The 23,460-nt window shown below is 39.3% G+C and carries 22 protein-coding genes and 13 tRNA genes; 2 read left to right on the top strand and 33 right to left on the bottom strand.

From position 1 onward, the window contains the following. Positions 1 to 50: 50 nt before the first annotated feature. From EDD71_RS08080 to EDD71_RS07970, 23 genes are all read right to left on the bottom strand, one after another. A complete protein-coding gene (locus EDD71_RS08080; protein ID WP_133628227.1) occupies positions 51 to 368 on the bottom strand; it encodes a hypothetical protein in 318 nt (105 codons plus the stop codon). A 74-nt stretch (positions 369 to 442) separates the two neighbouring features. Then, complete coding sequence (locus EDD71_RS08075; RefSeq protein WP_133628226.1) at positions 443 to 1,291, bottom strand: ComEC/Rec2 family competence protein; 849 nt, start codon at positions 1,289 to 1,291, stop codon at positions 443 to 445. Next, positions 1,288 to 2,076 (bottom strand): sugar phosphate isomerase/epimerase family protein, encoded by a 789-nt coding sequence (locus tag EDD71_RS08070; protein ID WP_133628225.1) that lies wholly within the window; start codon positions 2,074 to 2,076, stop codon positions 1,288 to 1,290. Before EDD71_RS08070 ends, EDD71_RS08075 begins: the two co-directional genes overlap by 4 nt. Before the next feature lie 299 nt (positions 2,077 to 2,375). Continuing rightward, positions 2,376 to 3,224, bottom strand: a complete 849-nt coding sequence (locus EDD71_RS08065) for a hypothetical protein (RefSeq protein ID WP_133628224.1) — start codon at positions 3,222 to 3,224, stop codon at positions 2,376 to 2,378. 230 nt (positions 3,225 to 3,454) lie between these two features. Then, positions 3,455 to 4,285: a TolB-like translocation protein gene (locus tag EDD71_RS08060; RefSeq protein ID WP_133628223.1), complete on the bottom strand. Its 831-nt coding sequence runs from the start codon at positions 4,283 to 4,285 to the stop codon at positions 3,455 to 3,457. A gap of 65 nt (positions 4,286 to 4,350) precedes the next feature. Beyond that, the gene (locus tag EDD71_RS08055) at positions 4,351 to 4,842 is read right to left on the bottom strand and encodes a hypothetical protein (RefSeq protein WP_133628222.1); all 492 of its coding nucleotides are present in this window, start codon (positions 4,840 to 4,842) and stop codon (positions 4,351 to 4,353) included. 264 nt (positions 4,843 to 5,106) lie between these two features. Further along, positions 5,107 to 5,182 (bottom strand) — tRNA-Lys (locus EDD71_RS08050). 19 nt (positions 5,183 to 5,201) lie between these two features. Continuing rightward, a tRNA-Arg gene (locus EDD71_RS08045) sits at positions 5,202 to 5,278 on the bottom strand. Between the two features lie 34 nt (positions 5,279 to 5,312). Continuing rightward, positions 5,313 to 5,389, bottom strand: a tRNA-Arg gene (locus EDD71_RS08040). 6 nt (positions 5,390 to 5,395) lie between these two features. After that, positions 5,396 to 5,469 (bottom strand) — tRNA-Gly (locus EDD71_RS08035). Between the two features lie 5 nt (positions 5,470 to 5,474). Then, positions 5,475 to 5,549 (bottom strand) — tRNA-Gly (locus tag EDD71_RS08030). Positions 5,550 to 5,693: 144 nt separating this feature from the next. Then, positions 5,694 to 5,777: transfer RNA gene (locus tag EDD71_RS08025), tRNA-Leu, on the bottom strand. A 3-nt stretch (positions 5,778 to 5,780) separates the two neighbouring features. Then, positions 5,781 to 5,856, bottom strand: a tRNA-Lys gene (locus EDD71_RS08020). Between the two features lie 18 nt (positions 5,857 to 5,874). Beyond that, positions 5,875 to 5,950 (bottom strand) — tRNA-Lys (locus EDD71_RS08015). Between the two features lie 4 nt (positions 5,951 to 5,954). Further along, positions 5,955 to 6,030: transfer RNA gene (locus EDD71_RS08010), tRNA-Gln, on the bottom strand. Positions 6,031 to 6,035: 5 nt separating this feature from the next. After that, positions 6,036 to 6,112 (bottom strand) — tRNA-His (locus tag EDD71_RS08005). Between the two features lie 5 nt (positions 6,113 to 6,117). Further along, positions 6,118 to 6,194 (bottom strand) — tRNA-Arg (locus EDD71_RS08000). A gap of 5 nt (positions 6,195 to 6,199) precedes the next feature. Next, positions 6,200 to 6,273, bottom strand: a tRNA-Gly gene (locus EDD71_RS07995). A gap of 76 nt (positions 6,274 to 6,349) precedes the next feature. Continuing rightward, positions 6,350 to 6,425: transfer RNA gene (locus tag EDD71_RS07990), tRNA-Pro, on the bottom strand. Positions 6,426 to 6,568: 143 nt separating this feature from the next. Next, the gene (locus EDD71_RS07985) at positions 6,569 to 7,048 is read right to left on the bottom strand and encodes a metallophosphoesterase (protein WP_133628221.1); all 480 of its coding nucleotides are present in this window, start codon (positions 7,046 to 7,048) and stop codon (positions 6,569 to 6,571) included. Positions 7,049 to 7,078: 30 nt separating this feature from the next. Next, entirely contained in the window at positions 7,079 to 7,681 is a 603-nt protein-coding gene (locus tag EDD71_RS07980) for an XTP/dITP diphosphatase (protein ID WP_133628220.1), read from the bottom strand. Beyond that, on the bottom strand, positions 7,641 to 8,435 hold the full coding sequence (gene rph, locus EDD71_RS07975) for a ribonuclease PH (RefSeq protein WP_133628219.1): 795 nt from the start codon (positions 8,433 to 8,435) through the stop codon (positions 7,641 to 7,643). The genes EDD71_RS07980 and rph overlap by 41 nt, the downstream gene beginning before the upstream one ends. Before the next feature lie 331 nt (positions 8,436 to 8,766). Then, complete coding sequence (locus EDD71_RS07970; protein WP_133628218.1) at positions 8,767 to 9,747, bottom strand: AIR synthase family protein; 981 nt, start codon at positions 9,745 to 9,747, stop codon at positions 8,767 to 8,769. 149 nt (positions 9,748 to 9,896) lie between these two features. On the opposite strand from EDD71_RS07970, the gene EDD71_RS07965 reads away from it, so the two are divergent. After that, positions 9,897 to 11,354: a hypothetical protein gene (locus tag EDD71_RS07965; RefSeq protein WP_133628217.1), complete on the top strand. Its 1,458-nt coding sequence runs from the start codon at positions 9,897 to 9,899 to the stop codon at positions 11,352 to 11,354. A gap of 75 nt (positions 11,355 to 11,429) precedes the next feature. Then, positions 11,430 to 11,591, top strand: coding sequence for a hydroxymyristoyl-ACP dehydratase (locus EDD71_RS07960; RefSeq protein ID WP_133628216.1), 162 nt, complete (start codon positions 11,430 to 11,432; stop codon positions 11,589 to 11,591). A 21-nt stretch (positions 11,592 to 11,612) separates the two neighbouring features. Here the strand turns inward: EDD71_RS07960 and EDD71_RS07955 are convergent, their stop codons facing one another. The 10 genes from EDD71_RS07955 to ligA all read right to left on the bottom strand — a co-directional run bounded on the left by EDD71_RS07955 (position 11,613) and on the right by ligA (position 23,363). After that, positions 11,613 to 13,250 (bottom strand): peptide ABC transporter substrate-binding protein, encoded by a 1,638-nt coding sequence (locus EDD71_RS07955; protein ID WP_133628215.1) that lies wholly within the window; start codon positions 13,248 to 13,250, stop codon positions 11,613 to 11,615. Between the two features lie 131 nt (positions 13,251 to 13,381). Then, entirely contained in the window at positions 13,382 to 14,365 is a 984-nt protein-coding gene (locus EDD71_RS07950) for an ABC transporter ATP-binding protein (RefSeq protein ID WP_133628214.1), read from the bottom strand. Further along, on the bottom strand, positions 14,358 to 15,380 hold the full coding sequence (locus EDD71_RS07945; protein ID WP_133628213.1) for an ABC transporter ATP-binding protein: 1,023 nt from the start codon (positions 15,378 to 15,380) through the stop codon (positions 14,358 to 14,360). The genes EDD71_RS07950 and EDD71_RS07945 overlap by 8 nt, the downstream gene beginning before the upstream one ends. Positions 15,381 to 15,394: 14 nt before the next feature. After that, the gene (locus EDD71_RS07940) at positions 15,395 to 16,309 is read right to left on the bottom strand and encodes an ABC transporter permease (RefSeq protein ID WP_133628212.1); all 915 of its coding nucleotides are present in this window, start codon (positions 16,307 to 16,309) and stop codon (positions 15,395 to 15,397) included. Positions 16,310 to 16,321: 12 nt separating this feature from the next. Next, positions 16,322 to 17,242 carry an ABC transporter permease gene (locus EDD71_RS07935; protein WP_133628211.1) on the bottom strand — a complete coding sequence of 307 codons (921 nt, stop codon included), beginning with the start codon at positions 17,240 to 17,242 and terminating at the stop codon, positions 16,322 to 16,324. Positions 17,243 to 17,884: 642 nt separating this feature from the next. Next, the gene (gatB, locus tag EDD71_RS07930; RefSeq protein ID WP_133628210.1) at positions 17,885 to 19,312 is read right to left on the bottom strand and encodes an Asp-tRNA(Asn)/Glu-tRNA(Gln) amidotransferase subunit GatB; all 1,428 of its coding nucleotides are present in this window, start codon (positions 19,310 to 19,312) and stop codon (positions 17,885 to 17,887) included. A 12-nt stretch (positions 19,313 to 19,324) separates the two neighbouring features. After that, the gene (gene gatA / locus EDD71_RS07925; protein WP_133628209.1) at positions 19,325 to 20,776 is read right to left on the bottom strand and encodes an Asp-tRNA(Asn)/Glu-tRNA(Gln) amidotransferase subunit GatA; all 1,452 of its coding nucleotides are present in this window, start codon (positions 20,774 to 20,776) and stop codon (positions 19,325 to 19,327) included. 10 nt (positions 20,777 to 20,786) lie between these two features. After that, positions 20,787 to 21,074 (bottom strand): Asp-tRNA(Asn)/Glu-tRNA(Gln) amidotransferase subunit GatC, encoded by a 288-nt coding sequence (gatC, locus tag EDD71_RS07920; protein WP_133628208.1) that lies wholly within the window; start codon positions 21,072 to 21,074, stop codon positions 20,787 to 20,789. A gap of 28 nt (positions 21,075 to 21,102) precedes the next feature. Beyond that, positions 21,103 to 21,369, bottom strand: coding sequence for a hypothetical protein (locus EDD71_RS07915; protein ID WP_133628207.1), 267 nt, complete (start codon positions 21,367 to 21,369; stop codon positions 21,103 to 21,105). Further along, positions 21,366 to 23,363, bottom strand: a complete 1,998-nt coding sequence (ligA, locus tag EDD71_RS07910) for an NAD-dependent DNA ligase LigA (protein WP_133628206.1) — start codon at positions 23,361 to 23,363, stop codon at positions 21,366 to 21,368. The genes EDD71_RS07915 and ligA overlap by 4 nt, the downstream gene beginning before the upstream one ends. Between the last annotated feature and the right edge of the window lie 97 nt (positions 23,364 to 23,460).

The following is a 23,460-nucleotide window of genomic DNA, read 5'->3' as shown; positions in this document are numbered from 1 at the left end:
ATACACTAAATATATATTCAAGTCTTTAAGCTTTTTAAGCCTCCACTTTATCATTTATAGAATCTTGCAACTATCTTTTCCTGCGGCATTTTTCTCATCTCTTCCTGGCTCAATTCCTCAAATTCGGCACAATTTAAAAGGGTTACATCGTAATGTTTTGAAGCGTTAAAAACTCTGAATCCCTTAAGGTTTCCATCTTCATCAACTAAATCCACCATATCGAGTACCAAGCTTGCTGCTTCGTCAATTTCATACTCTCTCTCACTCTTACTTTTAGAAAGGCCATTTTCTTCAATTATACCACTTTCACCCTGCAAATCAAAATATATGCTCACAACATCGTTTTTTCTGTCGTAAAAAACTTCCAAACCCCTGGCCTCCCTTCATAATGTATATATAAATTATACCCTTTATAATCAACGATTTAAACACCAATATCTGTTTATTTTTTAGCACTTTTAATATTATATCCGTCGGTTGAAAATGAAACCGTTCCATCGATGTCAGTTCTGTATGTTTTGATTTTAAGGTCGCTGAGAAGCTTTAGAGTTTCTCTGTGGGGATGACCATAATCGTTTCCCTTTCCGCACGATATTACTGCATATTCTGGATTTACAGCCTCAATAAACTTACGTGATGAAGATGATGAGCTCCCATGGTGGCCTATTTTTATTATATCAGCACTTACATTGAAGCCCCTTGACATTATTTCATTTTCTGAAAGCTTTTCAGCATCACCCATTAAGAGAAATGAGCTTTTCCTGTATGTGACTTTAACAACGGCGCTATAGTTGTTGACTTCCTCATATTTTGAGCTGTTTGGTGCTATAAAATCAAAGTTTACGCCATCCAGGCTAAAGGATACACCTGCCTTTGCGTTTTTGATGGAAAGATTCTTATCCCTTATAGCATCCATTAAATCTGCAAAGGTTTTGGTTGAGGCAGTAACTTTTGGCAGATATATTTCACCTACGTCATAGTCCCTTATAACGTCATCAAGATTTCCTATATGATCTTCGTGGGGGTGGGTGCCTATAATCACATCGATTTTGTCTATGTCCTGTGTTTTTAAAAAATTAAATAGCTTATCCTTTTCAGTTTTTGAACCTCCATCAACAAGAACATATTTATTCTTCGGTGTTTTTATAAGAATGCTATCGCCCTGTCCTACATCTATTACTGAAACTATAAGGTTTGTATTTTCATCCTTGTTTATATTTCGAGCTAACGGCGCACATGAAGTTATCAATGTAACAAACAGCAGTACTATAAAAAGTCTTAACCTTTTCATTCTCCTTCCTCCAGCCTTTCCATATATTCCTTCGATATTTTAAGCTCTTTGTAACTTGTAAAATTTTCACTATAAACCTCTATTATAAAGGGAACATCGGGATTTAAAATCTTCACCCTGTCTACAATACTCTTTAAATCGATATCTCCCTGACCTGGCAAAAGGCATGTGGATTTTTTTGATGCATCATTTATATGTACATTAATTATTCTATCTTTAAAAACATCAATGTAGCTCTCCGGAGAATAACCACTTCTAACCGCCTGCTTTATATCAAGATTGAAATATATATCCTCCTTCATTCTTTCCCTGACAAGCTCCAAAAATCTTGGTGAACAGGACATACACCATGCAACATTTTCCCAGGCAAGCTTTATCCCATATTCTCCTGCTATTTTACACAGATTGTCCATTCCTTTTGCTGTATTATCAATATTGGGAAAATCAGGTGTTTTTCTTATGCCGTGGAATACATAACATTCAGCTCCAAGAATTTCACCAGCCCTGCAAATGGCCCTGAACTTTCTCTCCATCTCCAGCCTTCGCCTTTCATACCTGTCAAACAGGAAGGGTTCGAAGCTTACGGAGTATGGATGAACAGAATATATATCAATTCCAATTTTATCAGCTTTTTCTTTAAGAGACAGGCAGTATTCCTCCGTTGTTTCACATTCTGCCTCAAGAAACACCTCGCAGATGTCAGCACCTGTTTCTTTTATAATTTCAAGGGTATCTTCCGTATTAATATATGGATAAAAACAAGCCGATGATATACCTATCCTCATTTATTTCCTCCCCTGATATATAGTGATAATTATATTATATCACTCATGTGTGTCATAAAAATATAGGCATGCATCAGATTTATTGTCTTATATTTACGCATGCCTTTTTCAAATATTAAATAATTTTCATGAATAAAATTTCATGTAATGGAAAATATATTAATGGTATTAATAGTTAACATTTTATTTAATTGACAAAAAAGGCAATCCCTAACTCCTGTTTAGTTCCTGCTTAGTTTCTGTATCAGTGCTGCCGTATTATATAAGATCTAATATTGTTTCCATGGGGGTTGCCTTTTTTAATGCTGATATTTTGTACAAGCCTTATACCGATCCGTTTCAACACAGCGCAGCTTACATGATGAACAACCATCAAAGTGTATACAGCTTTTGCAGTATCCATATTTCAGGTTATCAAAGGGCACATCGGGAATTTTATAATAATATTTAAAGTATATATCAAGGGCATTTCCATGTAGTCCCTTTGCCTCCTTCTCAGCAGCAGACTTCATATACTCATTATTCAACGATGGAACTTTTTTGTGTAATATAGCCTGTTTTATCATTGAAATGGCTGATTTTATATCCTTTTTTCTTCTCTGAAAAGCCATCAGTTCAAAACAGCTGTAAGTACATCTATCCTGGAAAATAGTTTCCCCTGTTACATTTTCAGCTTCCTTAAAGAAGTTTAACCTGCTCATCAAAATTCTATCCGTAATTTCTTCAAACCTTTCTTCATCATTTAAGATTAAATAAACCTCAGCTTTTCTAAGCCAGAGCTGCTCGACCCATGATATATGATATACCCCAATTTCATCCCCCAGTATTACATCCCTTGACCAGTTCCTTTCAGCTCTTTCTATAACAGATATGGCTTCATCGTATAACCCGTCATCTATTAGCTCTCTTGATAAGACATAAAGATTCCATATAAGCAGATTCCTGTCCTTCAGATCCTCTGTATAATCCCTGATACTGTTTATTATCTCTATGGATATGGAGTTCCCCTCATCTCTGAGGCCATATGCCCTGTGAAATCCTGCAATAATGGAAGCGAGGTTAAAATTTCTATAATCCCTTCGATACATATCAAGTATTGATGGAGCTACTTTCTCTTCAAGATCCTTTACACTATGATAGCCAAGCATAAATATCCCCCAAACATTACTTTATTAAATTATATGTATCAGTTAATATTTTTTTGTGTCATTATTAAAAATATATAGCTGTACATGTTCGTTTAAGATTTTCCACTTCATTCAGTGTTAATATCAGCGGGGGTAAAAAATACTCAAATAAACATGAAGCGTAGGATTAGAATTTCAAATAGAAAGAATCTCGATAAAAATGAAAACAGGCGTGCTTTGCAGCCTGCTTTCTATTGAAGAGCTATGTGATTTGCCCCCGGGGCAAGATAATAAGACTTATCTCCGTCCTTTATCTTTAGTCCTCCTTTTTCGTCAAAACCATCGTAGGAAATATTGTTTATGTTATAACCAAGCTTGCCGAGAAATTTATGTCCTGTGCCATCCATATTTACAGTCCAAAGGTAAAGATTGTTTCCCTTCTTTACGAAGGGAAGATGTGAAACATAAACAACTCTCCCATCGGAGGTAAAATGGGGCTTTTGTGCCCATATATGCCAGGGCTTATTTTTAACAGTTGACTCCTGTTTTATTACAACTCCTGAAGCCTTTGATATGTATTCTTTAAGCTGTATCTTTATAAAAGTGTTATTCACATCTCCAAGGACTATATCACCTGAGGCTTTATCTTCAAAAACAATTCTCTGCTTATCCGGTGAGATATCAAAGCTTACTGTACTATTATCCTCCTTAAGACCTATTATCTCCTTTCTATCAGCCTGGACAGTATATTCTACCTTAATTGTCCCTCCTTCAGCAGTCTTATATTCATAATAGGAAATATTTTTTCCCTCAGCTTGTTTTTGTTCATTACCTGGGTTCTGAAGGTTAGCTTGACTTTTGTTGTCCTGGGATTTGTCCGGAGCCTGTTTATTATCGTTCTTCTGGCCTTTTTGTATATCTGCAGCCTTTTCTCCTTTTAAAAATTTAATATCGTTACTAATATAATATTTAACTCCAAAGAAAACTGCACTTATAAGTATTAATACTATTAAAATTATGTTTATCCTTCGACGTCTCATCTGTTCTCTATAGTTGCTGCTAAAGATGCTGGGTTTCCTCATGGAACGCACCTCCAATTTTTATTTCTTATTTATTATACCCCAATTAGATCTATAAAAAAAGAAGGCTAAGCCTCCTTTTTAATGATATATTCCCTTATTGTGCCATTGAAATAATTTTCTATAGAAATCAATCCTATTCCGTCCTTTATATAAAAAAGATACTTTCCGTTATTATGATCAAGAGTAAGCATTTTACAACGCTCAAACTTTATTCCTTCGTATTCAACATCAAACTCCCCTTCAACTGTTTTGATTGTATCCTTTTCGGTAATTTTAATTCCATCCGACAGAAGATTAATCTTGTTTATTTTGAATATGGGATTTTCTAAATCACTTTCTGTAATTTTTCCATAAAAAAGCCCCTTACCGGCCCTTAAAATTGAAATATTTTCGTCATCCTCTGATGCTATAAGAAAATATTTTCCCATGAAGGGGCCTTCAAAAGTAATTAACCTGCAGTTCAGTTCGATTTCAGTGACGCTCAAAGAAATATTAAAGTTTACAAACTGAGACACATACTTATAATTCATACTAATTCCTGGAGCTGGAATAAACATAATAAACCTCCTTTACAAATACTGCCTCAGTTTATAATATTCAATTAATGAGGGACAGTTCACAGTTTTTTATAGATTCCAACTTCTTTTTCAGAGGCAAGAAATCCAGTAAATACACAAACATTCCAGAATCATTTTCAAAATTCATTAATCATTTTTAAACAGGTACGATTTACAACTAAGCAACAAACGTAAAAATTCAATTGTGAACTGTCCCTGTTTCCCAATAATAAAAAAAGAGAGACGTTAATCTCTCTTTTATGCTGGTGCGCCATCGGGGACTCGAACCCAGGACACCCTGATTAAGAGTCAGGTGCTCTACCAACTGAGCTAATGGCGCATGATAATTATATCTAATGTGGCGCGCCCAGTAGGATTCGAACCTACGACCTCCAGATTCGAAGTCTGTAACTCTATCCAGCTGAGCTATGGGCGCCCGATCAAACCGCTTTGGGCCCAAAAGTCTTATCTGGTGCGCCCTAAGAGATTCGAACTCCTGACACACGGCTTAGAAGGCCGTTGCTCTATCCAACTGAGCTAAGGGCGCAAATACTGGAGCGGGTGATGGGAATCGAACCCACGTAACCAGCTTGGAAGGCTGGGGCTCTACCATTGAGCTACACCCGCATATCTGGAGCGGAAGACGGGATTCGAACCCGCGACGTTCACCTTGGCAAGGTGACGCTCTACCACTGAGCCACTCCCGCAAATTAGATATCGGATGTCAAACGTCAGATGTCAGACTCCTTAGTATTCCTTTCGGGTCTTTTTTAATCTATTTTAATAAAATTAGATTCCAGAAGTCTTGTGATTCTCTCTGACCTCTCACCTCCGACTTCTGTCCTCTGAAATGGTGCGGGCAGAGGGACTTGAACCCCCACGCACGAGGCGCTAGATCCTAAGTCTAGTGCGTCTGCCAATTCCGCCATGCCCGCATTTGGTGCGCCATCGGGGACTCGAACCCAGGACACCCTGATTAAGAGTCAGGTGCTCTACCAACTGAGCTAATGGCGCATGATTTTTGATTTAAAATGGTGAGCCACCGGGGAATCGAACCCCGGACACCATGATTAAAAGTCATGTGCTCTACCGACTGAGCTAGTGGCTCACATTGGCTGGGCTGGCAGGACTCGAACCTACGAATGCGAGAGTCAAAGTCTCGTGCCTTACCAACTTGGCGACAGCCCAGCGTTTGGGGTGGATAAAGGGATTCGAACCCTTGGCCTCCAGAGCCACAATCTGGCGCGCTAACCAACTGCGCTATACCCACCATAGTGGTGCGCCCAGAGAGATTCGAACTCCCGACACACGGCTTAGAAGGCCGTTGCTCTATCCAACTGAGCTATGGGCGCTTATATGGAGCGGGTGATGGGAATCGAACCCACGTAACCAGCTTGGAAGGCTGGGGCTCTACCATTGAGCTACACCCGCATAATATGATGAACTAAATTTCAAACAAAAATAATTATATCACATCATATCAACTTGTCAAGATAGGATGTTATAGTGGTCGGGGTGACAGGGATTGAACCTGCGACCTCATGGTCCCAAACCACGCGCGCTCCCATCTGCGCCACACCCCGATATCATTTTATTTATCGCCTCGTTCCAGCGACAATATAGAGTATACAGGATATTATGTTAATCGTCAATACCTTTTATAAACTTTTTGTCTTGTATTTTTTGGTTAAATATAAAAACATAATATCCTATATGCCGTACATTGCTAATAATCCAGTCTTAATAAATTTACATCTATATCCCCACTTTCATCTATTTCAATAACCGCATATCCAGCCTTTGAATCCCTTGGCCTCGATACACTCCCGGGGTTTAAAAACACCATGCCTCCTTCTCTTACGAGGGATTGTATGTGTGTATGTCCATAGAGAACAATGTCAGCCTGCACCTCTTGAGCTTTAAAGTACAGCCTGTCAATTCCATAGTATACGCCATATTTATGCCCATGGGTAATAAAGATAGTTTTTCCACCAGATACTACTATCCTGTCATATATTGGATTCATAACAAATTCGTTATTCCCAACAACGTACTCCACAGCTTTTTTATACTTTTCATTTACCTTTAAAATATCATAATAAAAATCCCCCAGGTGTATAATAAGGTCCACATCCCCCATCCGGGATATAGCCTTATCAAGCATATAAAGATTTCCGTGGGAATCACTAACTACACCTATGCGCATAGCGTCCTCCCCCTAAACTTAAATGTTGTATTATAAAATTTTCTTTAGCTTACTCTTCAAATCCGCAAGAGCTCTTGATCTGTGACTTATTAAATTTTTCTCCTCAGAAGTCAGTTCTCCAAAGGTTTTATTCAATTCAGGTACTATAAAGAGGGGATCGTATCCAAAACCATTCTTTCCCTTTTCTTCATAGCCTATTTTTCCTTCTATGTACCCTCTTCCTATTATTTGCTCTCCGTCGGGTGATACAAGGGCTATTATACTTACAAACCTTGCCCCCCTCTCTTCATCAGGAACATTTTTAAGCAGGTTTAATAATTTTTTATTGTTTTTCTTATCATTCCCATGCTCCCCGGCAAATCTTGCTGAATAAACTCCAGGTTCCCCATCCAGTGCATATACTTCAAGACCCGAATCGTCTGCGAGGGCCATCTCACCCGAAACCTTCATAACTTCCACTGCCTTTTTTAGGGCATTTTCCTCAAAGGTTTTACCATCCTCGTCAACCTCTATATCTATTCCTGCCTCCTTTAATGACAATATTTCAAAGGGGAACTCCCTGAGTATCGCCTTTATCTCATCAACCTTATGTTTATTGTTGCTGGCTATTATTATCCTGCTGTTCTTCCTCAATTTTAACTTCCTCCCCCGTTCCTATTTTATTACCATCTTCTCCAAGACTTTTCTTCTGTATATCAATGATCTCTCTAATGCCCTTTTCTCCAAGGGCAATAAGTTCCATCATTTCATCCCTCGTGAATGGGCTTTTCTCACCTGTTCCTTGAACCTCTACAAACTGACCGTTATCCGTCATGACTATGTTCATATCTACCCTTGCCCTTGAATCCTCATCATAGCATAAATCAAGCATTATTTCATCATCAACTATACCAGCACTTATGGCTGCAACATAATTCCTTATTGGATATATACTAAAGGGCTGTGCATTATCCATTTTATTTACGGCATCCACAAGGGCAACAAAGGCACCTGTAATAGACGCCGTCCTTGTACCTCCATCAGCCTGAATAACATCACAATCAACCCATATAGTCCTTTCCCCTATTGCCCTTAAATCAACAACTGATCTTAAAGCTCTTCCAACAAGCCTTTGTATTTCCATGGTACGACCATCAACTTTACCTTTGCTTGCATCCCTTGCCTTTCTGGTTTGGGTCGACCCTGGAAGCATTCCGTATTCTGATGTTATCCAACCTTCCCCCGTTCCCTTTAAAAAAGGAGGTACCTTATCATCAATCATAGCAGTGCATATAACCTTTGTATCCCCAAATTCTACAAGAACAGAGCCCTGGGGATGCTTAATAAAGTTTCTGGTTATTTTAACCTTTCTAATTTCATCCCTTCGTCTTCCGTCAATTCTTACCATTTAAAATCCTCCTTAGATCTACCTTATAATTTAACTTATGATCGGTAAACATCCATCATATATAACTAATACAATTTACATTTTGGATGGTCTATAATGATGGACTGCTTACCTGGGTTGTCATCTGACCCGAACCCTCCTGAAACCTTATGCACAAGCGTAGTTGTTAATGCAGTATCTCAATGTCTTTCAAAACAAAATCAGCGCAGCAAACAAACAATTCTAAATGTATTATATCCAGTTATGTAAATTAATACGCCGCACCGGTTAAGCCTTTATCGGCAGTTCAAACAAAAGCATATGGAGAAAAGGCAATATATGCCAACCATCCTTACACCTTCACCCTGTAAATCTCATCTGCTTCAGGAGGAGCTATCTCTTCTTCCCCTTGTGAAGTTGCTATAATTCTTTTTCCATCAGTAAATTTACCTACAACCCTGGCATCTATTCCGTTTTCACCCAGGAACCTGCAAAGGCCTTCTCCGTCGCTGCACGCTATTATCATTGATCCGCTTGATATAAGCCTGTAGGGGTTTAATCCCAGCTCCCTGCATATTCTTATAGTCTCATCCTTTACAGGAAGTTTTTCTTTATAAATATATACACCTTTTCTTGATGCCTCCGCCATTTCCCATATAGCCCCAAGTACTCCTCCCTCAGTGGCATCATGCATTGCGTGCACTCCATAATCAGCTGCTAAAAGCCCTGTCTTTACAACGCTTATGCTTTTGAGCATATTCTGGGCCCTTAATAAAAGTTTACCATCGAGTCTATCCTTTAAAGAATCATAGTAATCCTTGGCTATTATAGCTGTTCCCTCAAGCCCTGCATATCCTGTAACGACTATGTCGTCTCCGTCCTGTGCACCGCCTGTTGTTACAAAACCATCCCTTTTTCCTTTGCCTATGGCAGTAATTGAAAGAACAATTCTATTTACAGCATCCGTCACCTCGGTATGCCCTCCTATCACATCAACGGAAAGTTCCCTGCAGACCTCGTTTATCTCCTCCATTATCCTCTTAATATCCTCTAGAGCTGCAGAAGGTGGTGCAAGTATGGTAACAAGTATGCCAAGCGGCCTAACCCCTGCAGAGGCAATATCATTACAGCAAATATGCACTCCAATTGTGCCCGCATTGTTGCTTGCCGCAGTTATTGGATCCGTAGTTAAAACACAAACTTCATCACCAAATTCAACCACAGAACAATCCTCACCAACCCCGGGCCCAACAATTATATCTTCATTTTTCTTATCGATTCCCGATATAATAACCTCTCTCAATACTTCATTAGAAAGCTTACCAATCTGCATAACATTACCTCCATTTCTATTAACATTATACATGCATTGTGATCCTTTTTACAAATTCAATTAAAGAACAATTAATTAAATAGTAACGCTACATGTCCATCTATCATACACTATATATAAGAAATTAATTGTCAGGTGGTGGGTATCCTTTGAAATACCGCTTTAAGAATATAAGCGATGCCTTGATCGATATCGTACTAAAGCTATCAGCCTTTTCCTTGGCCAATATCGAATGGGGATGCCTTTACTCCGGTGCAGGCATAATAGACATATTAAGCGAAAAGGATGTTCAAAGACTAAATAATGCCTGTGGTATAAAAAATATTCAGGAGCTTACAAAGGATGTAGCCCTATTAAAATGTATATATAAAAAGGCTAAATCCTCCTTTACAAGTCCACCGGATGAGATAATAAACCCTGGAAGATATATGTGGGATTTTACGAGCTTTAACAAAGAAATATCCCTATCCTCTCAGGCCTATGGAATGCTCAGCCTTTGCAGAGGGGCTGAAGTATTGATGAATAGTAGGCCCGTCACCGGAATTCTTATGAAAAAGAGCGCTGAGGCCTATTATGACTTCACAACAACATATTTAAGAAACGATGATGGGCTTTTTGTATCCGCTGAAAACAAAACCAGATTTATAAGCGATGAACTTAACATAAAACAGAACAAAGGTGAACCCAAACTGCTGGATCAGGTACTTATACATGAAGCATTTTTATCCCTGTATAACCTGACTTCAAACAAAAACATAAAAATTTACTACAATTCAAGCTCTGACAACTACTTAAATGAAGCAAACAACATTTTTAATTACCTTTTCAACAACTACAACCTTTTGCTTGAATCATCATCTCGAAACATAAGTCAGTTCATATCATCCTTTGCAAGATGTTGTATGATGCAGAAGGACCCTCTTAGAAGGGTTAACTATCAGCATATGATAGCGCTGCTTTGTGCAGAGCTTGAATCAAGGATAAAAATTACCGGTGAGGTAGAGAAAAATTATAATGATTTTGAAACTGCCTCCCTTATAACGCACTTTAGAGTTGCTTCAGCCTTATTAGAAGGTTTTTGGGAAACGGGTATTGAAAAATTCAAGGAAATATCAACAGCAATTTACCAATTTGTTGAAAATTTCTTTGATTATTCATTAAATCTTTTCGTACAGGGAGATTACAAGAAGATAAGCTATTCATCAAGGGATATTGCAGAGATTATAAAATTTCTCTTTATGTACCATGTTGAAACCCAGGACGAAAGAGTATTTAACGTTCTTAACAGGTTCTATGAATCCGCCGTTTTAAGAAGTGGTATAGTTCAGAGCATACCCGACAGACACATAAATCTTTTGGGATATGAAGGTATGATCGATGAATGTATACCCCTTATGGCTGACTCAGGAAGGGCACCTGTTTTCTTAAAAAGCTTTAGAATCAATACAAAAAAAATTACAGCACTAACTGTTTCCAAACACTTCAGCAGCAGCCACAGCCTCTACCTAAGCTACACGGTACTCCATTATCTTATACCCCTGATAATGAGCAGTGGGCCAATAAATACGGAGTCAGAAGGCATATCAATTGAAAGTGTAAGGGAATAATTAGAACTTTATTCATCTTCCTCCACAAATATTTAACCATCAAAAATACTATACTAACTAATAGGAGGGGATTATATGACAAATATAAACTGTTCAGCAGATTGCATACATCAGTACAATGGAAAATGCAGCCTGAACCATGTGGTCATAACCGCTAATGTAATCGGCTATGGATCTGATTGTGCATATTTCTCACCTCGTGACAAATATGAAAATACTCCTCCTAAAAAAAAATAAGCCCGGGTCTCCGGGCCTATTTTACTTTTGAACATATCCTGTATCAAAGAATACGAATCCAAGCTGAGATTTTGTAACACCCTTTACATAAGGCTTTATTGCCACAATGTTATTGTAGTAGTAAAGTGGTATAAGAGGCATATCCTTCATCAACAAATCTTCTGCCTGGTGCAGAAGGCTAACTCTCTTTGCTGGATCTGCTTCTTTCTTAGCTGCAGCTATTAATCTGTCATATTCTGGATTATTATATCCAACATCGTTGTTGCCGCTATTTGACATCCACATATCAAGGAACGTCATCGGATCGTTATAATCTGCAATCCATCCACCCCTGGCTATTAAATACTGCTTCTGAGTTCTAGTAACCTGGAATACCTTCCATTCCTGATTTTCAAGCTTAACATTAATATTGAGGTTCTTTCTCCACATTTCCTGTATAGCCTGCGCAATATTTTGATGTCCTGTTCCTGTGTTATAAGTTATTGTTATTTCAGGGAATCCGCTGCCATCTGGATATCCTGCTTCAGCAAGAAGCCTCTTAGCCTCTGCAACATCTCCCTCTGGCTTGTAATAATCCTTTGTTTTAAACCTATTTCCCTTTTCATCTACCACAACTGAATCGGCAACAAAAGTAGTAGCAGGTGTTTGTCCTCCCTTTAATACATTGTCAACAAGGGCCTTTCTGTCTATAGCAAGTGAAAGAGCCTTTCTAACTCTTGCATCCTTGAGTACCTTTGCAGCTGCTGGGTTAACAGAAGCCGCCTTATCTGAAACGTTTATCTCATAGAAGTAGGTTCCAAGATATGGCAGAGCCTGTGCTTCTCCACTCTTAAGCATGTTTGGTACTTCCTGTGATGGAGGTGATTCTATATAGTCAAGCTGTCCTGATCTAAATGCTGAAAGGGCTGCTGTTGCATCTTCAAGCATTCTCATTTCAACCTTTGCAAGCTTAACTCTCTTTGCATCCCAGTAGTTTTCATTCTTTTCAATAACTATCTTATCCTTTGGCAGCCATTGTGTCATCTTAAATGGACCATTTCCTATGTATGTTTCTGGCTTTGTAGCCCAATTGCTGTTGCCTTCAACTATATCCTTTCTTACTGGCATGTATGTTGGAAATGCCATAAGTGAAAGGAAATATGGTGTTGGTGCTTCAAGTGTTACTTCAAGAGTATAATCATCAAGTGCCTTTACCCCAACCTGATCGGCAGTGGCCTTATTTGTGTTATATGCCTCGCCATTTTTCAGATAGTAAAGCTGGTAAGCATACTCTGCGGCTGTGTTAGGATCTAAAGCCCTCTTCCATGCATATTCAAAGTCCTTTGCTGTAACAGGCTTTCCATCTGACCACTTGGCATTCTTTCTAAGATAGAATGTGTATTTAAGTCCATCCGCTGATTTTTCGTATCTTTCAGCTACACCTGGTATTGGGCGGTCCTTTTCATCAAGCCTCATTAGACCTTCAAATACATTCTCGATAATTGTACCTGCCTCAACTGCTGCGTTTAAAGCTGGATCAAGTGTTTTTGGCTCTGCACCAAGGTTATATCTTATAACCTGTGCTGCTCCACCTCCGCCCTTAGCACATCCAGCCAAAAGGCCAAGTGCAAAAACAAGGGCTAGTACAAGAGTCGTTAATTTAACTCCCCTTTTTCTCATTTCTATTCCTCCTTTATGTATTTTTTATCTATGCTAGTCTTAGCTTAACTGCCATAAGGCAGTTAAGCTATATTAGCACAAATTTATTTATATATATTATTTGCTTTTTAAATAATTATTTATTTAAATAATTATTTATCGTATAAATGGCATGCAACCATATGTCCTCCACCTACATCCTTAAGTTCAGGTGTAACCTCCCTGCATTTCTCAGTTGCATACTTACACCTTCCTGCAAACCTGCATCCCTTTGGAGGATCTATTGGAGATGGGATTTCTCCCTCAAGAACTATTCTTTTCTTTGAAGCTGCCTCATCTGGATCCGGTATTGGAATTGCAGAGAGCAGTGCCTGGGTATATGGATGGAGAGGCTTTGAATAAAGCTCATTGCTTTCTGCAAGCTCAACCATTTTGCCAAGGTACATAACACCTATCCTTGTTGAAATATGCTTAACCATTGAAAGGTCATGGGCAACAAAGAGATAAGTTAGCTCCAAATCCTCCTGAAGGTCTTCGAGCATATTTACAACCTGAGCCTGAATAGATACGTCAAGGGCTGATATAGGTTCGTCAGCTATGATAAATTCAGGCTCAACGGCAAGTGCCCTTGCTATTCCTATTCTTTGCCTCTGTCCACCTGAAAACTCATGTGGGTACCTGTTTGCGTGCTCACTGTTTAATCCTACTCTGTTTAAGAGGTACTGAACCCTTTCCTGGGCAGCTTTTTTATCCATAAGGTTGTGTATCATTATAGGCTCACTTATGATGTCGCCTACAGTCATTCTTGGGTTTAGGGATGCGTATGGGTCCTGGAATATCATCTGCATCTTTCTTCTGTATGGTATCATCTGCTTTTCATTAAATTTTGCAATATCAACACCATCATAAATGATTTGCCCATCTGTTGGTTCATAGAGCTTTATTATAGTTCTTCCAGTCGTAGTCTTACCGCATCCAGACTCACCAACAAGTCCTAAAGTTTCACCCTTATTTATTGTAAATGAAACATCATCAACGGCCTTAACATAGCTTGGAGTTTTGTTGAACAGACCTTTCTTTACCGGAAAATACTTTTTTAATCCCTTTACCTCAATAAGAGTTTTCTTATCACTCATTTGTTTCCCCCCTTCCTACAGGTGGTTCAACCTTTGGAGCATCAGGGTGATTTAACCAGCAGGCAGCCTTATGCCCTTCCCCAACTTCGAATAGAGGTGGCCTCTGCTGCATGCATATCTTCATTGCATACTCACATCTATCTGCAAATGGACATCCTACCGGAGGCTTTAATAGATCAGGTGGTTGTCCTTCTATTGGTTTAAGCCTCTCCTTCTCATCCTTTTTAGGATTTGGAATACTTTTTAAAAGTCCCCATGTATATGGATGCTTTGGCCTGTAGAATATATCTCTGGTTGATCCCGTTTCTGCCACAAGACCTCCATACATAACATTTATCCTGTCGCATACATCCGCCACAACTCCAAGGTCATGGGTTATGAGAATGATGGATGTGTTTATTTTATCCTTAAGCTCCTTCATCAATTCAAGAATCTGAGCCTGTATTGTAACATCAAGGGCTGTTGTAGGCTCGTCTGCAATTAGAAGCTTCGGCTCACACGCAAGGGCCATGGCTATCATAACCCTCTGCCTCATACCCCCTGAAAACTCATGGGGGTACTGCTTCATTCTGCTTTCAGGGCTTGGAATGCCTACAAGGGAGAGCATCTGAACTGCCCTATCCCACGCCTCCTTCTTTGACATCTTCTTATGCTTTATAAGGGGTTCCATTAACTGATCTCCTATAGTTAAAACGGGGTTTAGGGATGTCATTGGATCCTGAAATATCATTCCTATTTCGTTACCCCTTATTTTCTGCATCTCCTCCTCTGAAAGCTTTGCCAGATCTCTGCCCTCAAAGATAATTTCTCCATCTATGATTTTTCCATTTTCCGAAAGCAATCCCATGAGGGACATCATTGTGATACTCTTGCCGCTTCCTGACTCTCCAACGATTCCTATGGCTTCGCCTTTATTTAAATCGATGGATACTCCACCCACCGCCTTAACTTCTCCAACATGTGTATAGAATGATGTTTTTAAATTTCTTATTTCAAGTAACTTTTCCTTTTCCACGCTATCCCCCCTAACTATTTACGCATCTTTGGATCAAGGGCATCCCTTAATCCATCACCAAGCAGCTGGAAAGCAAAAAGTGTTAATGAAATTGCACCTGCCGGGAAGAACAGCTGATATGGATATAGCTGATATCCCTGTAGAGCCTCTGAGGCAAGAACTCCCCATGAAGCCATAGGCGCTGAAACTCCAAGGCCTATAAAGCTTAGGAAGGCCTCTGAGAAAATCGCCGATGGTATAGCAAGGGTTAATGTAACTATTATCGGCCCCATACTGTTAGGTATTAAATGCCTGAGCAGTATTCTTGTACTTGAAGCTCCTATTGTTCTTGCAGCAAGTACGAACTCCTGCTGCTTAAGCGATAAAATCTGACCTCTAACTATTCTAGCCATACCAACCCAGCTTGTTATCGCAAGGGCTATGATGATGCTTGTAAGCCCTGCGTCGAATATAAGCATCAATAGAATTACATATATGGTCGATGGTATGGAAAGCAGAATATCCACTATTCTCATCATAAAGTTATCAACTTTTCCACCAACATATCCAGCGATTCCACCATATAAAACGCCTATTGTAAAGTTTAAAATGCTTACAGCATATCCAACTGTTAAGGATATTCTCGCTCCGTATAGAATTCTTACAAAAAGATCCCTTCCAAATTGGTCTGTACCAAACCAATGCTCTGCACTAGGGGACATATTCGCTATACTAAAATCCTGAGTTCTGTAATCATATTTGGAAAACCATGGCCCAACTATGGCTAAAACGGTGATGAATATAACGAAGAACAAACCCGCCATAGCAAGCTTATTGGCCTTAAGCCTTCTCCAAACGTCCTGCCAGTAAGTTTCACTTGGCCTGACTATTCTATTTAGATTCTTCTCCTCTGCGGGAACTCTTTCAAACAATTCTTTGCTTATCTCCATTGTTCCCCCTCCTTAACCTTCAAGTTTTATTCTTGGATCTATTACTGCATAAAGTAAATCCACTATGAAGTTACATGCTATGAGCAGCGCTCCATAGAATACAGTAACTCCTGTTATAGTCATTGCATCTCTGTTTGTAATGTTTTGTACAAATTCACGTCCAAGCCCCGGTATACCGAATATCTGCTCAACAACAAAGCTTCCTGTTAATATTCCAGCAACAAGGGGTCCAAGATAGGTTACTATTGGAATCAATGCATTTCTTAAAGCATGCTTGTATATAACAGCATTTTTGGATAATCCCTTGGCCTTTGCAGTTCTTATATAGTCCTGCCTTATTACATCAAGAAGGCTTGATCTTGAAAGTCTTGCTATAAATGACATTGAATACCCCGATAGTGCTATTACAGGAAGTATATAGTTGGCCGGGCCATCAAGTCCAATTGAAGGAAGCAGCCCCATCTTTACTGAGAAAAGATATATTAAAGCAGTAGCCAGAACAAAGCTTGGAACAGTTACACCAAGTGTAGCTATTACCATTGTAAGTCTGTCCTGCCATTTACCCTGATTTAACGCTGCTATAACTCCCATGTATGTTCCAAGAAGCACAGCAACAACTATTGATATTGAACCCAGCTTTGCTGATGCTGGAAATGAATATTTTATAATATCGTTTACTGTTCTTCCTTCATATCTTATTGAAGGACCTAAATCTCCTCTTAAAAGATTTTTTAAATACATGATGTACTGCTGATGTACTGGTTTATCCAGTCCAAATTTAGCCTCAAGATTTTTCTTAACCTGATCAGGCAGTTTTTTCTCTCCATCAAAGGGTCCACCTGGCAGTGCATGCATCAGGAAAAACGTTGCGGTAACAACAATCCATAAAGTTACAAGGCTCGCTACAAATCTTTTTATAATGTAGTTTATCACTTAAAATCTCCTCCCATCTTTTGAATGTGTCCCCCATATAAAATTTCAAATGACATTTATATATATATTAAATTATTTTGTTGAATTTTGCAATAAAACTATTGATATATTACGACAATAGCATTTTTATTTTCTATAAATTTCATGTCTATTTTCCATATTTTTATGTCATTTCAGGAAAAATTCATATCATAATTAATAAATTATATTGCTTTTACTTTGAAATTTCAATATAATTTTATACGTTATTTGTGTGTAATTGCTGGATATCCTTCGATAATTTTCGACATTTACCAGATTCTATGTATTAATTTTAATACTCATTATGGTAAGAAATGTACTTAATAACTCTTTTTCCAATTTTGAGGAATTATTCCGTGTAGATTGGAATTTAGATACACTTGAATATTTTACTAAAATTCTGTACCATCATTTTTCCATATGAAAAACATTTTTTCATTTCATGCAAAAATGTTTAAAACAGTCATCATTTTATAACTAAATAAAAGATTTTATATCCATGCCACAAACTTCTAAAAATGAATAATGCTATTGCTGAAAATGCAGAAATGGTATTAGATGTTCCTCTGAACTTATAATTCAAAAAACCCTGTTTGTGGTTCACAAACAGGGTTTTTTGAATCATCTCTTATTTAGCTCTTCGGTGAGAATCTTATTTACAATCTGGGGATTGGCCTTCCCCTTGGATGCCTTCATAACCTGGCCAACGATAAAGCCCATTGCCTTTGTTTTTCCCGCCTTAAAATCTGCAACTGATTGAGGGTTTTCATCTAAAACTTTGTTTATAAGCTCTCTTATGGCCCCTTCATCCGATACCTGAACAAGGCCCTTTTCCTTAACTATCTTTTCAGGATCCTCTCCAGTTTCAAACATATCTTTAAACACCTTTTTGGCAATGGTCCCGGATATGGTTCCCTTATCAACAAGACTAACAAGCTTTACAAGGTGTCCTGGAGCAAACTTTATGTCTTCAATTTCCATACTTCTGTCCTTGAGAGTCCTTAAAATCTCACCCATTATCCAGTTACTTATTTCCTTTGGCCTTCCACCCTCATTTACACATTCCTCAAAAAAATCTGCAAGCTTTTTGGAGGATGTAAGTATTTCTGAATCGTATTCCGGCAGTCCAAATTCATTTATATATCTTCTCCTCCTTGCATCAGGAAGCTCGGGAAGGCTTTTTCTTATGCTTTCTATCCATTCATCATCAACTGAAAGATATATCATATCGGGTTCTGGGAAATATCTGTAGTCATGGGCCTCCTCCTTGCTTCTCATGGTTACAGTTTCTCCCCTTCCTTCATCCCACCTTCTCGTCTCCTGTATTATCTTTTCTCCCCTTTCATATGCCTCCATCTGCCTTTTAGCTTCATATTCAAGGGCCCTCTCAACGGCTCTGAAGGAGTTCATGTTCTTAACTTCAACCTTTGTTCCAAACTCATTAGAACCTTCAGGCCTTATGGAAATGTTGGCATCACATCTTAAAGAGCCTTCTTCCATTTTGACATCTGAAACCCCTGTATACTGAAGAATGGCCTTCAGCTTTTCAAGATACATCCTTGCCTCCTTAGGGGACCTCATATCGGGCTTTGATACTATTTCAATAAGAGGTACCCCTGCCCTGTTGTAGTCAACATAGGAACTATCCTCCATATGGACATTCTTTCCTGCATCCTCTTCTATATGGATTCTCTGTATTCCTATTTTCTTTAAGCCGCCTTCAGTTTCAATTTCTATATATCCATCCCTGCACAGGGGTGTTTCATCCTGGGTTATCTGATAGTTTTTAGGGGTATCGGGGTAGAAATAATTCTTTCTTGCCATATGGGTTAGCCTGTTTATATCGCAGTTTAGAGCAAGGCCTGCCTTTATGGCATAATCAACAACCTTTTTATTTAAAACAGGAAGGGAGCCTGGAAGCCCGAGGCATACCGGACAGCAGTGGGTGTTTTGCTCTCCGCCAAACTCAGTAGTACATCCACAGTATATTTTGGTGTTGGTTGAAAGCTCTGCATGAACCTCAAGACCGATTATAACTTCAAAATCCATCCTAAGCACCTCCTATATAGATGGCCTTATCCTATGATGTTCTGTAGCCCTTTCAAAGGCATGTGCTGCCTTTAAAAGCGTTCCTTCTTCAAAGTAATTTCCCATAAGCTGAAGTCCAACCGGAAGGCCATTTGAAAGCCCTGCCGGAATAGATATTGCAGGAATACCTGCAATATTTACAGGAACCGTATATATATCTGAAAGATACATTGAAAGAGGATCGTTTATCTTTTCTCCAAGCTTAAAGGCCGTTGTTGGAGATGTTGGTGACAGTATTATGTCAACATTCTTGTAGGCCTCCTTGAACTCATTTATGATAAGAGTTCTAATTTGAAGGGCCTTTTTATAATATGCATCGTAGTATCCTGCTGACAGTGCATATGTACCAAGCATTATTCTCCTTTTAACCTCATCTCCAAAGCCCTGGCTTCTTGACTTGGTATAAATATCAACGGCATCGCTGTAGCTTTCAGCCCTGTATCCATATCTTATTCCGTCAAACCTTGCAAGGTTGGAGCTGGCTTCGGAGCTTGCAAGTATGTAGTAAACCTCAAGGGCATACCTTGACATTGGAAGGCTTATTTCCTTAACCTCGGCCCCCTGGGATTTAAACACCTCTACTGCATCAATTATAATTTTTCTAACATCCTCCGAAATTCCCTCGCCAAAAAACTCTACAGGCATTCCTATTCTCATGCCCCTTATATCCCGGTTAAGGTATTTTGTAAAATCCTCGACTTTAACGTCTGCAGAGGTTGAGTCCCTTTCATCCTTTCCTGATATGGCATTTAACACAATTGCACAATCCTCAACGTCCTTTGTAAACGGACCTATCTGATCAAGGGAAGATGCAAAGGCTACAAGGCCATACCTTGAAACCCTTCCATATGTCGGCTTTAATCCTACAACTCCACACATTGCCGCAGGCTGTCTTATGGAACCACCCGTATCTGAGCCTAATGAATAGTATACTTCACCTGATGCAACAGCTGCTGCAGAACCACCCGATGATCCTCCTGGTACCCTTTCCAAATCATATGGGTTTCTAACCTTTTTAAAGTATGATGTTTCATTTGATGATCCCATTGCAAACTCATCCATATTGGTCTTTCCAATTATTACAGCACCGTTTTCCTTAAGCCTTTCAGTTACTCCTGCATCGTAGGGCGATACGAAATTTTCAAGCATCCTTGAGGCGCAGGTTGTTTTAGTTCCCTTCATGTTCATGTTGTCCTTAAGTGCCGTTGGAATTCCTGCAAGGTCAGGAAGCTCTTCTCCGGATGCTATTTTTCTATCAACATCCTTTGCAGCCTCTAACGCCTGTTCCCCATATACGCTAATAAAAGCTCCCAGCCTATCATCAATTGAATTAATTCTTTCAAGGGCAATTTTCGTTAGCTCCACCGAGGAGATCTCTTTTCTTCTCAGCAAATCCCTTATCTCATGTACAGTTTTTTTGTGCATTTTATCCCTCCTAATCTATAACCTTCGGTACTTTAAAGTATCCATCCTGCTTGTCAGGGGCGTTTTTAAGTATTTCTTCCCTGTCTAAGGACGGACTTATCTCATCCTCCCTAAGTGCATTGTACATGGGATACGCACCTATTGCAGGTTCCACCCCGCTTGTATCAACCTCTGAAAGTTTTTCTACGTATTTTAATATGCTGTTCAGTTCTTCAGTAAATTTCACCTTTTCCTTTTCACTGAATTCAAGTCGAGCAAGTTTTGCAACGTATTCAACATCCTTTATAGATACTGACATATATATCACTACCTTTCATATGTAATTTTTAGTATATTCCAAGGACTACAAATATAAGCAGTACCCCTCCAAACAGGAAGGAATAAAGCACTGTTATTCTGCTGTCCCTGGTGTAATGGTTGTATATGCTGTTTACTCCCCAGAGGAAAAAGGTTACTGCAAGGCTTATTTCAAGTGGCATGAAGGTAGCAAAGGGGGGTATCCACTTTATTCCGAAGGTTACAAGCATGGTTAAAATCGATATAACAAAGGATACAGCTATTGAAATCCACATCATGCCGTCTAATATTTTCATTGCTTATCACCTTCGCCTATCATTTTCTCAAAATCATCCTCTGATATTATGGAAACTCCAAGGTCCTGTGCCTTTTTCAGCTTGCTTCCCGCTTCCTCCCCTGCAAGTACATAGGTTGTTTTCTTTGAAACGCTTGATGAAACCTTGCCACCAAGGCTTTCAATAATCTCAGAGGCCTCGCTTCGAGTGTATTTTGAGAGAGTTCCTGTAAGCACAAAGGTCATGCCTTCAAATATCTTCCTGCCATTTCCTTCCCTGGCCTTCAAATTGAAATTGAGTCCCGCCTCTCTGAACTTCTCAATCAGCCTTCTATTATGCTCTTCCCTAAAGAAGGATAAAACACTTTGTGCCATCTTATCACCTATTTCCTCAACCTTTATAAGGTCATCATAGGAGGCCTTCATAAGATTATCCATGGACTTAAATGCCCTTGCAAGATTCTTTGCCGCCTTTCCCCCAATGAATCTTATTCCAAGTCCAAATATCAGCCTGTCTATATCGTTTTCCTTAGTCCTTTCTATTGAATCCAGGAGGTTCTGGGTTGATTTTTTGCCCATCCTTTCAAGCTTTACAACGTCGTCAAATTTAAGATAATAAAGATCCGCTGCATCATGTATAAGGCCATTATCCATTAGAAGTCCAATTATCTGGGGGCCAAGCCCATCTATGTTCATTGCATCCCTTGATGCGAAGTGGATTATTGTACGCTTTAACTGTGCGGGACAGGACATGTTTGTACACCTTACTGCCGCCTCCCCACTCTCCCTTACAACCTTACTTCCACAGGAAGGGCATATATCAGGCATTTTAAATTCAACCTCATCTCCATCCCTGTCATCAAAAACGACTTCAACAACCTCCGGGATTATCTCTCCTGCCTTTTGAATTATAACGCTGTCCCCGATTCTTATATCCTTTTCCTTTATGTAATCCTCGTTGTGGAGGGTTGCCCTTGAAACCGTTGATCCTGCAATTCTTACAGGTTCAAGTATTGCCGTTGGAGTAATGACCCCGGTCCTTCCTACCTGAACTAATATATCCTTAACCCTGGTCTTTTTCTGCTCTGCAGGGAATTTGTAGGCAGCTGCCCATCTCGGAGTTTTTGCTGTCTGGCCTAATATCTCCCTCTTATCAAGCTCGTTTACCTTTACAACAACTCCATCTATGTCAAAGGGAAGCTCTCCCCTTGTTTCACCTATTTCCTTTATCGCCTCAATTACCCCTTCAATATTTTTATATACCATCCTTTTGGGGCTTACTTTAAATCCAAGGCCTTCAAGGTAGTCGAGGGCTTCCCTGTGGGTTTTAAAGGGAGCTCCTCCATATCTTTGTATGTTGAATATAAATATATCAAGCTTTCTATCGGCGGTTATTTTAGGATCAAGCTGCCTTAAAGAACCAGCAGCCGCGTTTCTCGGATTTGCAAAAAGGGGCTCCTCCATCTCCTCCCTCTGTATGTTTAGGATTTCAAAGGCTTTCCTTGGCATGTAAACCTCCCCACGAACCTCAAGGAGGTTTTTATCCTTAATTTTAAGGGGTATGCTTCTTATTGTCCTTATATTTTGAGTTACGTCCTCCCCTATGTTTCCATCCCCCCTCGTGGCACCTCTGACAAGCTCTCCGTTTTCATAGAGCAGGGACACTGAAAGTCCGTCTATTTTAAGCTCAACTACGTATTCCGCATCCTTAACAGCACTTTTTACCCTTTCATTCCATTCCATAAGCTCTTCAAAACTAAATACGTCCTGAAGGCTCAGCATTGGAACAGCATGCTCCACCTGATTAAATTCCTTAAGGGGTTTTCCCCCAACCCTCTGGGTTGGGGAGTTTATATCAAAGTATTCCGGATGCTCCTTTTCAAGCCTTTTAAGCTCGTTCATAAGCTTATCATATTCATAGTCGCTTATGGTTGGGTTATCTAAAACATAGTAGTTATAGTTGTGTTCCTCTATTATCTGCCGGAGTTCATCAATGCGCTTTTTTATATCCTCCATATGATCACCTCAACATTTACTTTATGAATCGCTAATGGTGGGCAGCTGCAGGGGAGAACATCGTTCTCCAGCCAAGTAATGGCTACATTACTGGCGA

This window comes from Fonticella tunisiensis, assembly GCF_004364155.1.
GTDB lineage: Bacteria > Bacillota > Clostridia > Clostridiales > Caloramatoraceae > Fonticella > Fonticella tunisiensis.
The sequence above is the reverse complement of the archived record's forward strand: the minus strand, read 5'-3'. Positions and strand labels throughout refer to the sequence as shown.

Excerpts from the sequence above, each read along its gene's own strand:
- EDD71_RS08075 (WP_133628226.1), bottom strand. The coding sequence starts at position 1,291 with ATGAAAAGGTTAAGACTTTTTATAGTACTGCTGTTTGTTACATTGATA.
- EDD71_RS08070 (WP_133628225.1), bottom strand. The coding sequence starts at position 2,076 with ATGAGGATAGGTATATCATCGGCTTGTTTTTATCCATATATTAATACG.
- EDD71_RS08065 (WP_133628224.1), bottom strand. The coding sequence starts at position 3,224 with ATGCTTGGCTATCATAGTGTAAAGGATCTTGAAGAGAAAGTAGCTCCA.
- EDD71_RS08060 (WP_133628223.1), bottom strand. The coding sequence starts at position 4,285 with ATGAGGAAACCCAGCATCTTTAGCAGCAACTATAGAGAACAGATGAGA.
- EDD71_RS08055 (WP_133628222.1), bottom strand. The coding sequence starts at position 4,842 with ATGTTTATTCCAGCTCCAGGAATTAGTATGAATTATAAGTATGTGTCT.
- EDD71_RS07985 (WP_133628221.1), bottom strand. The coding sequence starts at position 7,048 with ATGCGCATAGGTGTAGTTAGTGATTCCCACGGAAATCTTTATATGCTT.
- rph (WP_133628219.1), bottom strand. The coding sequence starts at position 8,435 with ATGGTAAGAATTGACGGAAGACGAAGGGATGAAATTAGAAAGGTTAAA.
- EDD71_RS07970 (WP_133628218.1), bottom strand. The coding sequence starts at position 9,747 with ATGCAGATTGGTAAGCTTTCTAATGAAGTATTGAGAGAGGTTATTATA.
- EDD71_RS07960 (WP_133628216.1), top strand. The coding sequence starts at position 11,430 with ATGACAAATATAAACTGTTCAGCAGATTGCATACATCAGTACAATGGA.
- EDD71_RS07955 (WP_133628215.1), bottom strand. The coding sequence starts at position 13,250 with ATGAGAAAAAGGGGAGTTAAATTAACGACTCTTGTACTAGCCCTTGTT.
- EDD71_RS07950 (WP_133628214.1), bottom strand. The coding sequence starts at position 14,365 with ATGAGTGATAAGAAAACTCTTATTGAGGTAAAGGGATTAAAAAAGTAT.
- EDD71_RS07940 (WP_133628212.1), bottom strand. The coding sequence starts at position 16,309 with ATGGAGATAAGCAAAGAATTGTTTGAAAGAGTTCCCGCAGAGGAGAAG.
- gatB (WP_133628210.1), bottom strand. The coding sequence starts at position 19,312 with ATGGATTTTGAAGTTATAATCGGTCTTGAGGTTCATGCAGAGCTTTCA.
- gatA (WP_133628209.1), bottom strand. The coding sequence starts at position 20,776 with ATGCACAAAAAAACTGTACATGAGATAAGGGATTTGCTGAGAAGAAAA.
- gatC (WP_133628208.1), bottom strand. The coding sequence starts at position 21,074 with ATGTCAGTATCTATAAAGGATGTTGAATACGTTGCAAAACTTGCTCGA.
- EDD71_RS07915 (WP_133628207.1), bottom strand. The coding sequence starts at position 21,369 with ATGAAAATATTAGACGGCATGATGTGGATTTCAATAGCTGTATCCTTT.
- ligA (WP_133628206.1), bottom strand. The coding sequence starts at position 23,363 with ATGGAGGATATAAAAAAGCGCATTGATGAACTCCGGCAGATAATAGAG.